Origin of the sequence: Vibrio sp. V43_P6S15P86, assembly GCF_009904725.1 — a bacterium.
Classification (GTDB): domain Bacteria; phylum Pseudomonadota; class Gammaproteobacteria; order Enterobacterales; family Vibrionaceae; genus Vibrio; species Vibrio diabolicus.
This window is the reverse complement of the sequence record NZ_WXWT01000488.1, coordinates 1-13,493: the sequence shown is the minus strand read 5'-3', so window position 1 is coordinate 13,493 and position 13,493 is coordinate 1. Positions and strand designations below refer to the sequence as shown.

The following is a 13,493-nucleotide window of genomic DNA, read 5'->3' as shown; positions in this document are numbered from 1 at the left end:
TCCAGGTTTAAGGCCCAGCATCAAAATGCTGGGCCTTTTTTGTATTTCTTAAAATCTTAAATTTCTTCTTCGCGATGTATTTCTTTAAGCACTGAGCTCCTTCAGCTTACTAACTTAACTCCTTGTTAATTTTAGCCATAGCAACGTCACTTCATGGCCATACCTATCCGACTAGTTTAAGTTTAGTCAATCAAAGTTCTGTGAATAAAGACTCATCGATTTAGGCTGAGCAGTAACGTAAATACTAGCTCTGTTAAATGCCTTGGATACTGAAAATAATGTTCTACGATTAAAGAGTGGTATGTTCATAAACCGTTTTGGTTCATGGCGCTGATATTGTAAGGATATTTGTTTAAATAACAGGTATTTGAGAAAAGAAGAAAAGCGTTGTAAATGAGTATGAATGTACAAATATCACTAGGGGGAACTTTGTTGTGATTTGCGTCACTGTTACTAATATGAAAAATCGTTGCCAGAAGATTTTATTTTGTGATAAATTCGCGCGCAATCTCGGAGCGTAATTAACAACGTTTGATCTCTGGGGGATACGCGTAGTGACCATTCAAGCTGATTGTGACACTGCGTAGGGTAGGTATCGGCAAAGCCTTTTGTCGATAGACGGGATACTAATGCTGTAAAAGCGGCATATTAATGGGAAACCCAACATTGAAACCTTTGAATAAACACACACTAATCAGCTTCATACTGCCGAAATGTCCTGTTTTACAAAACGGGTGCATTACGGAACCTTGATTAATCCCTTTTACATATAAAGTCACGAGTATCGTGGCAGATGATCTGTATTTGTCATTTTGCACTGACAAATGCGGAGGGGTATACACACCTCCTGTAACTTCATTCCAATGATTATTAATACAGGATATAGAATTATTATAATTCAAGGGATTATGTAGTATGAGCACTGCCTTTGAAGTCGATAGCAATATCGCAAACATTTTTTCGTCTCAGGTTCCTATCGTTGAGGGAACGTATGACTTAACGCCAGATCAAGTATTGATTGATCAGGCTGAGCATGAATCTGAAGTGCGTTCTTATCCACGTCGCTTGCCAATCGCAATCAAACAAGCCTTCGGTTGCTTGGTTGAAGATACACGTGGACAGATCTTTTTAGACTGCCTTGCGGGGGCGGGCACTCTAGCTTTGGGGTATAACCATCCTGAAATAAACCAAGCTCTGAAAGAGCAATTAGATTCGGGTCTGCCATATCAGACGCTAGATATTGCAACATCAGCAAAAACGACGTTTATTCAATCTGTTAAATCTTTTCTTCCTCAAGAGTTAAGTGAGAACAGCGTTATCCAATTTTGTGGTCCGTCTGGAGCCGATGCAGTTGAAGCCGCGATCAAACTCGCAAAGCAGACTACTGGTCGTAACACCATGTTTGCTTTTCGTGGCGCATATCATGGTATGACTAACGGCACAATGGGCATGATGGGCAACCTAGGTACGAAAGCGCGTCGAACTGGTTTAATGTCAGACGTGCACTTTATGCCTTTCCCATACAATTTGCGTTGTCCATTTGGACTTGGCGGTGATGAAGGTGCGAAAGCAAGCATTCGCTATATCGATCGTCTTTTAAACGATGATGAATCGGGCATTATGAAGCCTGCTGCGATCATCGTTGAGCCAGTGCAAGGTGAGGGTGGTGTTGTTCCTGCGCCAGCATTCTGGCTGCGAGAGTTACGTCGTATTTGTGATGAACACGGTATCTTACTGATCTTCGATGAGATCCAGTGTGGTGTTGGTAAAACTGGCTACAATTTCGCATTTGAAGAGTCGGGCATTGTTCCAGATATCCTGTGTTTATCAAAAGCTATTGGCGGTGGCTTACCAATGTCGCTATTGGTTATCAACAAGCAGCATGATACTTGGAAGCCGGGCGAACACACTGGTACGTTTCGTGGCAATCAGTTAGCCATGGTCTCTGGTGCGAAAGCATTAGAAATTATCCAACGTGATAATCTTGTTGAGCATGCCAATATTGCGGGTCAGTACTTGCGCTACGGCCTTGAAAGTATTCAAAAGCGTGTGAACTGTATCGCAGAGGTTCGTGGCAAAGGTTTGATGCTAGGCGTGGAGATTAAAACTCCAAACGGTGAGCTCAATAAATTTGGTGAACCTCAAGCGGATAGTGAACTCACACTTTCTATTCAACGCGCAGCACTCGAGCGTGGCTTGATCGTTGAGAAAGGTGGACGCGAAGGCGCAGTAATTCGTTTCCTTCCTCCTCTTATCATCTCGTTTGAGCAAATCGACTTTGCTTTACGTGTATTTGAAGACGCGATTTTAGCCGCTGGCGGTAGTCACATCGAAATTCAGCCACAAGATGAATGGAAGAAGCATTTCATCCACACTGGAGAGATGGGCAGCAATGAATTTGCTTCGATGATGAATCACACTACTACGGCAATGAAGTCAGTGTTTGAACAAGTGACTGCACCGTATTCAGGTATGGATCCAAAAGCATTGGAAGCAGCGATTCACGACGTTGATCTTGATAATGGAAATGCGCCTCTTAAAACCGTTATCGACGATGCTGCTGAGCTGGTCGCGAAAAACGCAATTTTTACTCAACATCCAGATTGTATTGCTCACCTGCATACTCCACCTTTGATGCCAGCGATTGCGGCAGAGGCAATGATTGCGGCTTTGAACCAGTCTATGGACTCATGGGATCAAGCTTCATCAGCGACTTATGTTGAACAGAAAGTTGTGAACTGGCTATGCGATAAATACGAGTTAGGTGAAAAAGCGGACGGTATCTTCACGAGCGGCGGCACGCAAAGTAATCAAATGGGTTTGATGCTTGCGCGTGATTGGATTGCTGACAAACTCAGTGCGCACTCAATTCAAAAGCTTGGCCTTCCTGAATACGCAGACAAGCTGCGTATTGTATGTTCGAAAAAATCCCACTTCACGGTTCAAAAATCAGCGTCTTGGATGGGATTGGGTGAAAAAGCGGTTATGACCGTCGATGCTAATGCCGATGGAACGATGGATGTCACTAAGTTAGACGAAGTTCTAAATCAGGCAAAAGCAGAAGGTTTGATCCCATTTGCAATTGTCGGCACAGCGGGCACAACGGATCACGGTGCTATTGATGACCTAGACTTTATCGCCGATATGGCAGCGAAACATGACATGTGGATGCACGTCGACGGTGCATACGGTGGAGCTCTGATTCTAAGTAGCCAAAAAGCCCGTCTGAAAGGTTGTGAGCGTGCAAACTCCATCAGCGTAGACTTCCACAAGTTATTTTACCAAACCATCAGTTGTGGTGCGCTGTTGGTGAATGACAAGTCTAACTTTAAATTCCTGCTTCATCATGCAGACTATTTGAACCGCGAACACGACGAACTGCCGAACTTAGTGGATAAGTCTATTGCTACAACTAAGCGTTTTGATGCGCTAAAAGTGTTTATGACGATGCAAAGCGTGGGGCCAAAAGCCCTAGGCGATATGTACGATCATTTGCTTGATCAGACGCTGGAAGTTGCGGACATGATTCGAGATAACAAACACTTTGAGTTGTTGGCTGAACCATCACTATCTACGGTTCTGTTCCGCGCGACACATGAATCAGCGGATCTTGACGAACTGAACAAAACGTTGCGCTTAGAAGCGTTAACACGCGGTATCGCGGTATTGGGTGAAACCATTGTTGACGATAAAACTGCATTGAAATTTACGATTTTGAACCCGTGTCTGACGACGGCGGACTTTGAATCTTTGCTCTCAAAAATCAATACGCTAGCGGCAGAGCTAGTTTAACAAAGGTAACGGAAAACTATGGCAATTCTACAGATTGGTGCAGGCGGCGTTGGCTGGGTAGTTGCACATAAAGCAGCACAAAACAACGACGTTCTGGGTGATATCACAATCGCATCACGTACCGTAGGTAAGTGTGAGAAAATCATCGAATCGATTCAGAAGAAAAACAATCTGAAAGATTCAACTAAGAAACTAGAAGCTCGTGCGGTAAATGCGGACGACGTAGATTCTTTAGTTGCTTTAATTAAAGAAGTGCAGCCTGACTTAGTGATCAACGCGGGTCCTCCTTGGGTGAACATGTCTATTATGGAAGCATGTTACCAAGCTAAAGTGTCATACCTTGATACATCTGTTGCGGTTGATTTGTGTTCTGAAGGCCAACAAGTACCTCAAGCTTACGATTGGCAGTGGGGCTACCGTGAGAAGTTTGAAGAGGCGGGTATCACAGGTATTCTTGGTGCCGGTTTCGATCCGGGCGTAGTATCGGTGTTTGCTGCATACGCGGTGAAACATCTGTTCGATGAAATCGATACTATCGACGTAATGGATGTAAACGCAGGTGACCACGGTAAGAAGTTCGCAACTAACTTTGACCCAGAAACGAACATGCTTGAGATTCAAGGTGATTCCTTCTACTGGGAAAACGGCGAGTGGAAACAAGTACCTTGTCACTCACGTATGCTTGAGTTTGAATTCCCGAACTGTGGTTCACATAAAGTGTACTCAATGGCGCACGACGAAGTTCGATCTATGCAAGAGTTCATCCCGGCGAAACGCATTGAGTTTTGGATGGGGTTCGGTGACCGTTACCTGAACTATTTCAACGTAATGCGCGATATTGGTCTACTCAGCCCAGACCCACTGACGCTGCACGACGGCACGGTAGTCCAACCTCTACACGTATTGAAAGCGCTACTGCCGGACCCAACATCTCTCGCACCAGGTTATACAGGCTTAACGTGTATCGGTACTTGGGTACAAGGTAAGAAAGATGGTAAAGAGCGCAGTGTATTTATTTACAACAACGCAGATCACGAAGTCGCATACGAAGATGTTGAACACCAAGCTATCTCATACACCACTGGCGTACCTGCGATCACTGCTGCTTTGCAGTTCTTCCGTGGCAAATGGGCAGACAAAGGCGTGTTCAACATGGAGCAGCTAGATCCAGACCCATTCCTAGAAACCATGCCATCGATTGGTCTAGATTGGCATGTTCAAGAACTGGAGCCAGGACAACCTGTTATCCATAAATTGAAGTAAGAATTTAGCGACTCTTATTTGTACGTTTAAGCCGATGCACTTGCGTCGGCTTTGTTCGATTTTATAGTGCCTTTGCTAAGGCGAAGGGACGTAAGGTATCAAAATGCAACAAAACGAACTAAAAACGCCATACTTCATGATCAATGAAGACAAGCTGATTGAGAACCTAGAGAAAGCAAAACAGCTAAAAGACATCTCTGGTGTGAAGCTTGTATTAGCACTGAAGTGCTTCTCAACATGGGGTGTATTCGACATCATCAAGCCTTACCTAGACGGAACAACCAGCTCTGGCCCGTTTGAAGTGAAGCTTGGCTACGAAACGTTCGGTGGTGAGACACACGCATACAGTGTGGGTTACAGCGAAGATGACGTTCGCGACGTGGCGGACATCTGTGACAAGATGATCTTTAACTCTCAGTCACAGCTAGCGGCTTATCGTCATATTGTCGAAGGTAAAGCATCGATTGGCTTGCGACTAAACCCAGGTGTGAGCTACGCAGGGCAAGACTTAGCAAACCCAGCTCGTCAATTTTCTCGTCTTGGTGTTCAGGCTGATCACATCAAACCGGAAATTTTTGATGGTATTGATGGCGTAATGTTCCACATGAACTGTGAGAACAAAGACGTGGATGCGTTTATCGGCTTACTCGATGCTATTTCAGAGCAGTTTGGCGAGTACCTAGATAAGCTGGACTGGGTAAGCATGGGTGGCGGCGTGTTCTTCACATGGCCGGGGTACGACATCGAGAAGTTGGGTTTAGCGCTTAAAGCATTCTCAGAGAAACACGGCGTACAAATGTATCTAGAGCCGGGTGAAGCGATCATCACTAAGACAACCGATCTTGTCGTAACAGTGGTTGATATTGTGGAGAATGTAAAGAAGACTGCGATTGTCGATTCGGCAACAGAAGCCCACCGTTTGGATACGCTTATCTACAACGAGCCAGCGTCAATTCTTGAAGCATCTGAAAACGGTGAACATGAATACGTGATTGGATCGTGCTCTTGTTTAGCTGGTGACCAGTTTTGCGTGGAGAACTTCGAACAGCCTCTCGAGATCGGACAGCGTCTGCACATTCTAGATAGTGCAGGTTACACCATGGTGAAACTGAACTGGTTTAACGGTCTACGTATGCCTTCGGTTTACTGTGAACGCTCGAATGGTGACATTCAAAAACTGAATGAATTTGACTACTCTGATTTCAAACGTTCACTATCTCAGTGGTCGGTGAAATAAAACGTATTGAGTATTAGAACGACAAAGAGCAGCTGAATTGCTGCTCTTTTTTATTGGGGAAGTGTTAAAGGTGTGCAGTTAGCTTTCTACAATTACACGAGTGTCTTCACTCAGAGATTCTAACTCATTAGCCACGTCCTCTATCTCTAGCTCGCTAGGCAATTTAATCGCCATTTTTGCGCTGAATAAGCTGGAGCTTACCCCACCGCCGCCTGCAATGAATACGCGTTGGCAATCCATATCTAGAATTGAAATGCCTTGATTATCGAGAACGTGAGTAATTTCATTCACAATACCTGCTCTATCGTTGGCATCTAAGCGAAGCTGAAAGATGGTGTCTTCACGATGCGAGTGAGGATCCGAGTCAACGAACCTAACCACAAGAGTTTGACATGAAGAGAACGCCTCTTTAACGATGTCGGAATTTTCTCTTGGAAGTTCTACTTTGATGACACCTGCAACTTGATCTTCAATAAAGTTTACTTTGCTTATCAGCCATTTACCGCCATTTTCATGAGTAATTGCTGCGAGTTCTTTGATGGTTGCGGGTGACGCTTGTCCGACAAAATTAACAATAAATACGGTGTTCATAATGTCCCCTCCTGGAATAAGGTTTGGACGCAGTACGAATAAACGTGCTACTTAAGTTATTGGAATAAATCCTTTTATTTAGTGTAGGTGCTAGGAGAGGGTTATGTTTGATGAAAGTCAATTTTTGACACTAATTCGTGAAGCAAATAATTAAAACGATGTTTAGGGCACAAAAAAGCAGCCATCATAAGGCTGCTTTTCTACTGAGTATCAACTCAAGTCAAGGCTAAAATGTTACTTTTAGTTCGACCCCGTAAAATTGGCTATCGTAGTTGGCGCCTGCGTCCATTGCGAATTTTGCGACGTCTTGATTACCAAACCAAGGTGATGAATTAAATTGTAGTTCTGCACTACCGCCCCATGCATCGGTTACCCAATAATGGATATGCCCAACAGGGTTTAGGAAGAAGAGTGATACATCACCGACGGTTTCAGAGCCCATGACTTCGCCGCCGTTTGCTACAATATCTTGCTCAGCAGTGAGCATCATTTCGCCAACCACAGCACCAAAGAATGGTGTGATAAAAATATCCTGCCAAGATGGCACTTCTGCAAATGCCTCTACTCCGTACTCCCAAAAGAACGTTGACATGGTTGCGGAGTACAAGAATGACTGAAACTCGTTATAGCCAGCGTGGCGTGCGGCTGTGTAGTAAACGCCGCCAAAATAAGGGTGCATGATGTAGTTGAGGACATGTTCATCACGATCCCAAACAGGCCCATCAGAGACATTATCTTTCCATTTTTGACCCAGCTTACTCATGTCTCGGTCTTCTTCGTCCCATTTAGTGATACTTTCTGGAAGGAAAGTCATCATACCAACGGTTGCGATACTCAGGCCAAGAATGGTGTATGTTTGACCCATGAGGTAATCCCAGTCTTTATCTTGAGGGATAATGAGATGTTTAGGCTGAAGCCCTGCATCAAGATTTAATGAATCATCATTATTCTGTTCAAACATAAGACCGCGATTTTGAGACTCGAAGGTGTACAGAGTCGTCGTTTCGCAGTAACCTGACAAGCAATCAGGTGTGTAAGAAAACTCCGTATGACTGGTCATATCGTACTGACTTGCGTGCGCAAGCGCTGACGAAGTCAAGCAAAGGCCAGTTAGAGTTTTCTTGAACATGGATGATTTTGACACAAAGGTCTCCGAGTTGATGGTGTGATGATCGGGCTCGCAATTATCCCTCAAAACATCAACCATTTAAATACTTGATCCTTATTTAGTCCCAATATATCTCGTCGAGATTCGTCCAAATAAAAAGAAAAATAAGCACTATAACGAATAATAGGATTGTGCTTATGTTCAGGAGTCAGTTGTGAAAATAGCAATGCTTAGTACCGGTGAGGAAGTGCTCCACGGTGATATTGTTGATACTAATGCGGCATGGTTATCTAGCCTGTTTTATCAACATGGATTTGGCTTAACAAAGCGCTCAACGGTTGGTGATAGCCTGTCGAGCTTGGTTGAAGAGTTTTTAATGTTGAGCTTCAACAATGACGTGGTGATCGTGAATGGTGGTTTAGGGCCAACGACCGATGATATGAGTGCGGCCGCCGCAGCGAGAGCTGCTGAGTGTAAACTCGTGCTTTTCAAAGAGTGGTTGCAGCATCTAGAAAGTTTGTATGCTCGACGTGGCATCCCAATGCCAGACAGTAACTTAAAACAAGCCATGCTACCAGAAACGGCTGAGATTCTGGATAACCCGATAGGCACGGCCTGTGGTTTCAAGATGCTGATTAATGATGCCATTTTTTATTTTACGCCGGGTGTGCCAAGTGAATTTAAGCTTATGGCAGAGACGCAAATTTTGCCTGATCTGAGAAGAGCTTTTCCAGAGGTGCAAGGTTCATGTTGTAGTCGAATCTATACGTTCGGCCTTTCCGAATCCGGCATCTCGGACAAGCTTGATCAGCTAAAACTTCCTCAAGGGTATGAGCTTGGTTATCGCTCTTACTTACCTTTTATTGAAGTGAAACTCTTTGGCCCTTCTGACCAGCTTGAACAGCGTTTGAAGTTGGTACAGATGATCAATAAGCATCTTGAAAGCAATACCGTTAGTATTGATTTACCTATGGTTGAAAATGTCGGCCAGTTGTTGGTCGATAAAGGACTAACGGTGTCTATCTCCGAAAAAAGTAGCGGGGGCTACTTAACTTATTGGTTAAATAGTGATGAAAAAGCTGAAAGGCAACTTGGACATGGTTGGGTACTACCAAGCCAGACTCAAGCGATGAGCAACAGCGGAGACCCATTAGCAGAAACGTTTGCTCTGGCAGGAGCGACGCGAGAGAAGTGTGGAACGGATTTATCACTCGTCACTGGCGATATTGAAGAGGGTGTTTTTTCCGTCGCTTTATCGACACCGTCAGGCGAGTGGGGAGCGTTATATAAACTCTCGAAAAAGTATCAGCGCAATGATCAAGTTAAAGTGATCAGCACGGCAGCACTAGACTTGTTGCGTCGTTACCTAGAACGTAAACCGATGTTTGCACATTATGCATTTTTAGAGAAAGTTAAAGAGATGCATCTCCCAGGTAGTGCTTTATAACCAGAGACCTATAACAGCCTGAGAGATAAAACACGTAGATACAAAAAAGCCAAGGTAATCACCTTGGCTTTTGCGTTTTATACCGTCGAGTCACGTTATGCGCGCTGCTTTTCTTTCATCGCGTAGTTAACGCCACTGAGTGACAAATCCGATTTTGCTTTACAAATACAAGGTAATATCTCATCACTTTGCGTGTAAGCCATGGCAAAACCAACATACTCCACTTCACCAGATTCCAACTTGCAGCGACAAGCGCCACAGTGCCCATCACGACAGTTGTATTCTGGTAGTAAGCCAGCTTGCTCCATTGTTTCCAAAATTGTATTGGAAGGGTTGGATTCAATACTGATGAGTTTGTTGATTTTGAGTGTTGCCATTACAGCTCGAATCCTTCGAAGTCGTCTGCGCGAACTTCATTGTCAATTTGACCCACAAGGTAAGAAGAGATTTCCGCTTCTTGAGGCGCAACTTGAACATTATCTGAAGACAACCAAGCGTTAATCCATGGGATTGGGTTGGTTGTTGCTTCTGGATAAGCTGCAGGTAGACCTACTGCTTGCATACGGATGTTGGTGATGTATTCAACATATTGGCTTAGGATGTCTTTGTTTAGACCGATCATCGAGCCATCTTTGAATAGATACTCTGCCCACTCTTTTTCTTGCTCAGCCGCTTCTTTGAATAGGTCAAAACAGTCTTGTTTTGCTTCTTCTGCGATTTGCATGAAAGTGAAATCATCCTGACCGTTACGTAGCAGGTTGATCATGTGTTGCGTACCGTTCAGGTGAAGCGCTTCATCACGTGCAATCAGTTTGATGATTTTCGCGTTACCTTCCATTAGTTCGCGTTCTGCGAAAGCGAAAGAACATGCGAAACTTACGTAAAAACGAATCGCTTCTAGAGCGTTCACAGACATCAGACAGATGTACAGTTTCTTCTTAAGGTCGTACAGACTAACCTTAACCGTTTCACCGTTAAGGACATGCTCACCTTCACCGTAGCGATGGTAATCATTCGTCGCTTGAATCAAATCGTCGTAGTAGTGCGCGATGTCTTTTGCACGCTTCAGGATGTGCTCGTTCTCAACGATATCATCAAATACCACAGCAGGGTCGTTCACGATGTTACGAATAATGTGCGTGTAAGAACGAGAGTGAATCGTTTCAGAGAAAGACCAAGTCTCAATCCAAGTCTCTAGTTCCGGCAGAGATACAAGCGGCAGCAGTGCCACGTTAGGGCTACGACCTTGGATAGAGTCTAGAAGCGTTTGGTACTTCAAGTTAGAGATGAAGATGTGCTTCTCGTGATCTGGCAGTTTGTTGTAATCGATACGGTCGCTAGATACGTCTACCTCTTCTGGACGCCAGAAGAAAGAAAGTTGTTTCTCGATAAGCTTTTCGAAAATCTCAAACTTTTGTTGGTCGTAGCGTGCAACGTTTACTGATTGACCTAGGAACATTGGTTCCTTCAACTGGTCATTCTTTTTTTGGTTAAAAGTACTGTAAGCCATAATGCCTCAATTCCTTTTAAACCTCCCCATAAGGGGAGGTTATCGATAGTCTGTCTTTACGGAGTGTTGGGTGCGGGTAGATTAAATCTTACAACCGCCGCCAGCACAATCGTCATCTTGTGGTTGAACAGCGTCTTTCTGTTCATCTTTTGCGCCATCACGAGTGTTATGGTAGTAAAGCGTTTTCACACCAAACTTGTACGCTGTTAGCAGGTCTTGAAGTAGTTTCTTCATTGGTACCTTGCCAGTCTCGTAGCGTGACGGATCGTAGTTAGTATTAGCAGAGATAGCTTGGTCAACAAACTTCTGCATAATACCCACAAGATGTAGGTAACCGTCGTTCGAACCGATGTTCCAAAGCAGTTCATAGTTGTCTTTAAGTTCAGTGAACTCAGGTACAACTTGCTTCAGAATACCGTCTTTCGAAGCTTTTACTGAAACATAACCACGTGGTGGCTCAATACCGTTAGTTGCGTTTGAAATCTGAGAAGAAGTCTCAGAAGGCATTAGCGCAGTCAGTGTTGAGTTACGTAGGCCGTGCTCCATAATTTCTTTACGTAGGCTGTCCCAGTCGTAGTGCAGCGCTTCGTCACAAATTAGGTCGATATCTTTCTTGTACGTATCAATCGGCAGTAAGCCTTTCGCGTAGTTCGTTTCGTCGAATGAAGGGCACTTTCCTTGCTCTTTCGCCAGTTCTACCGATGCTTTTAGTAGGTAGTACTGCATTGCTTCGAACGTACGGTGAGTCAGGCCATTTGCGCTACCGTCAGAGTATTTCACGCCATGTTTCGCTAAGTAATAAGCGAAGTTGATCACACCAACACCTAGCGTACGACGGTTCATCGTCGATTTGTATGCCGCTGGTAGAGGGTAATCTTGATAATCAAGCAGTGCATCTAGCGCACGAACAACAAGATCAGATAGCTCTTCGAAATCATCTAGAGACTTGATAGCACCAAGGTTGAAGGCAGAAAGCGTACATAGTGCGATCTCGCCCGAGTCATCTTCAACGTTAGTTAATGGCTTCGTTGGCAGTGCGATTTCTAGACATAGGTTCGATTGACGAACTGGCGCTACTTCAGAATCGAATGGGCTGTGAGTATTACAGTGGTCCACGTTCTGAATGTAGATACGACCTGTTGATGCACGCTCTTGCATTAGCAGAGTGAACATTTCAATCGCTTTAACCGTTTCTTTCTTGATTGAAGGATCGTTCTCGTACTTCACGTATAGACGCTCAAACTCTTCTTGGTTTTCGAAGAATGCGTCGTATAGACCCGGTACGTCTGAAGGTGAGAATAGTGTGATGTTGCCACCCTCAACTAAACGTTGGTACATCAGTTTGTTTAACTGAACACCGTAGTCCATGTGACGAACACGGTTCTCTTCAACACCACGGTTGTTTTTAAGCACCATTAGAGAGCGAGCTTCGCCGTGCCACATTGGGTAGAATACAGTCGCTGCGCCACCACGAACACCACCTTGCGAACAACATTTTACTGCGGTTTGGAAGTATTTGTAGAACGGGATACAGCCAGTGTGGAATGCTTCACCACCGCGAATCTCTGAACCTAATGCACGGATACGACCAGCGTTGATACCAATACCAGCGCGCTGAGATACGTAACGAACAATCGAGCTTGCTGTTGCGTTGATAGAATCAAGACTGTCGCCACACTCAATCAGAACACATGAGCTGAACTGGCGAGTAGGGGTACGCACGCCAGACATAATTGGCGTAGGTAGAGAAATCTTAAATGTCGATGTCGCATCGTAGAAACGCTTGATGTAATCAAGACGCGTTGCTTTTGGATATTTCGCAAATAGGCACGCTGCTACAAGGATATATAAGAACTGAGCACTTTCGTAAATTTGGCCCGTTACACGGTTTTGTACGAAGTACTTGCCCTCTAGCTGCTTAACTGCCGCGTATGAGAAGTTTAGGTCGCGTTTATGGTCGATGTACGCATCAAGTTCGTCGAGTTCTGCTTTTGTGTAGTCTTCTAGAATATGTTGATCGTACTTACCCATATCGACGAGGCGAGACACGTGATCATAAAGCGTTGGTGGCTCGTATTGGCCATACGCTTTTTTACGCAGATGGAATACCGCTAGGCGAGCAGCTAGGTATTGGTAATCCGGAGTCTCTTCAGAGATCAGGTCTGCCGCAGACTTGATGATTGTCTCGTGAATATCTGTCGTTGTGATGCCGTCGTAAAACTGGATGTGAGCGCGAAGTTCTACTTGAGAAACCGAAACATTATCTAGACCTTCTGCAGCCCAAGTGATAACGCGGTGGATTTTATCCAGATCGATACTTTCTTTACGGCCATCACGCTTGGTGACGGTAAGTTGTTGGTTCATTCTGCTTTATTTCCCTAAGAAAACTGATAAAAGCCGTATTTTTGTTTGTTTATGTGCAATATGAGTAAAGCTTGCGGCGGCTTTGTGATCAAAGTCTATCTATATATTGTCGCTTAAACACAACATATAGGGGTTCATTTGTTTGCGGGTTACAAGATAGTGCTATTACACTGATTTATCA

At 44.4% G+C, this 13,493-nt stretch carries 9 protein-coding genes; 4 read left to right on the top strand and 5 right to left on the bottom strand.

Annotation, left to right across the window (positions count from 1 at the left end; translation table 11 throughout):
• Positions 1 to 915 precede the first annotated feature (915 nt).
• The 3 genes from CAG69_RS21980 (at position 916) to nspC (ending at position 6,292) form a co-directional block, all read left to right on the top strand.
• Positions 916 to 3,792: a pyridoxal phosphate-dependent class III aminotransferase gene (locus CAG69_RS21980; protein WP_161446222.1), complete on the top strand. Its 2,877-nt coding sequence runs from the start codon at positions 916 to 918 to the stop codon at positions 3,790 to 3,792.
• Positions 3,793 to 3,810: 18 nt separating this feature from the next.
• Positions 3,811 to 5,055 (top strand): carboxynorspermidine synthase, encoded by a 1,245-nt coding sequence (locus tag CAG69_RS21975; protein WP_012841628.1) that lies wholly within the window; start codon positions 3,811 to 3,813, stop codon positions 5,053 to 5,055.
• A 103-nt stretch (positions 5,056 to 5,158) separates the two neighbouring features.
• Positions 5,159 to 6,292, top strand: a complete 1,134-nt coding sequence (gene nspC, locus CAG69_RS21970; protein WP_161446219.1) for a carboxynorspermidine decarboxylase — start codon at positions 5,159 to 5,161, stop codon at positions 6,290 to 6,292.
• A gap of 78 nt (positions 6,293 to 6,370) precedes the next feature.
• On the opposite strand, the gene CAG69_RS21965 is transcribed toward nspC, so the two are convergent.
• Together CAG69_RS21965 and CAG69_RS21960 are read right to left on the bottom strand one after the other, a co-directional pair.
• A complete protein-coding gene (locus CAG69_RS21965) occupies positions 6,371 to 6,883 on the bottom strand; it encodes a glycine cleavage system protein R (RefSeq protein WP_161446217.1) in 513 nt (170 codons plus the stop codon).
• 226 nt (positions 6,884 to 7,109) lie between these two features.
• Complete coding sequence (locus tag CAG69_RS21960; protein WP_031780425.1) at positions 7,110 to 8,012, bottom strand: DUF3943 domain-containing protein; 903 nt, start codon at positions 8,010 to 8,012, stop codon at positions 7,110 to 7,112.
• Between the two features lie 193 nt (positions 8,013 to 8,205).
• Here CAG69_RS21960 and CAG69_RS21955 point away from each other — a divergent pair, with 193 nt between their 5' ends.
• A complete protein-coding gene (locus tag CAG69_RS21955; RefSeq protein ID WP_161446215.1) occupies positions 8,206 to 9,438 on the top strand; it encodes a CinA family nicotinamide mononucleotide deamidase-related protein in 1,233 nt (410 codons plus the stop codon).
• 95 nt (positions 9,439 to 9,533) lie between these two features.
• Here the strand turns inward: CAG69_RS21955 and yfaE are convergent, their stop codons facing one another.
• The 3 genes from yfaE to nrdA form a co-directional block, all read right to left on the bottom strand.
• The gene (gene yfaE, locus CAG69_RS21950; RefSeq protein ID WP_005376817.1) at positions 9,534 to 9,815 is read right to left on the bottom strand and encodes a class I ribonucleotide reductase maintenance protein YfaE; all 282 of its coding nucleotides are present in this window, start codon (positions 9,813 to 9,815) and stop codon (positions 9,534 to 9,536) included.
• A complete protein-coding gene (gene nrdB, locus CAG69_RS21945) occupies positions 9,815 to 10,948 on the bottom strand; it encodes a class Ia ribonucleoside-diphosphate reductase subunit beta (RefSeq protein ID WP_005376818.1) in 1,134 nt (377 codons plus the stop codon). The genes yfaE and nrdB overlap by 1 nt, the downstream gene beginning before the upstream one ends.
• Before the next feature lie 81 nt (positions 10,949 to 11,029).
• Positions 11,030 to 13,312 (bottom strand): class 1a ribonucleoside-diphosphate reductase subunit alpha, encoded by a 2,283-nt coding sequence (gene nrdA, locus CAG69_RS21940; protein WP_005394788.1) that lies wholly within the window; start codon positions 13,310 to 13,312, stop codon positions 11,030 to 11,032.
• Positions 13,313 to 13,493 lie beyond the last annotated feature (181 nt).

Bases quoted from the DNA above. Each gene is read 5' to 3' on its own strand.
- CAG69_RS21980 (WP_161446222.1), top strand. From the start codon at position 916: ATGAGCACTGCCTTTGAAGTCGATAGCAATATCGCAAACATTTTTTCG.
- CAG69_RS21975 (WP_012841628.1), top strand. From the start codon at position 3,811: ATGGCAATTCTACAGATTGGTGCAGGCGGCGTTGGCTGGGTAGTTGCA.
- nspC (WP_161446219.1), top strand. From the start codon at position 5,159: ATGCAACAAAACGAACTAAAAACGCCATACTTCATGATCAATGAAGAC.
- CAG69_RS21965 (WP_161446217.1), bottom strand. From the start codon at position 6,883: ATGAACACCGTATTTATTGTTAATTTTGTCGGACAAGCGTCACCCGCA.
- CAG69_RS21960 (WP_031780425.1), bottom strand. From the start codon at position 8,012: ATGTTCAAGAAAACTCTAACTGGCCTTTGCTTGACTTCGTCAGCGCTT.
- yfaE (WP_005376817.1), bottom strand. From the start codon at position 9,815: ATGGCAACACTCAAAATCAACAAACTCATCAGTATTGAATCCAACCCT.
- nrdB (WP_005376818.1), bottom strand. From the start codon at position 10,948: ATGGCTTACAGTACTTTTAACCAAAAAAAGAATGACCAGTTGAAGGAA.
- nrdA (WP_005394788.1), bottom strand. From the start codon at position 13,312: ATGAACCAACAACTTACCGTCACCAAGCGTGATGGCCGTAAAGAAAGT.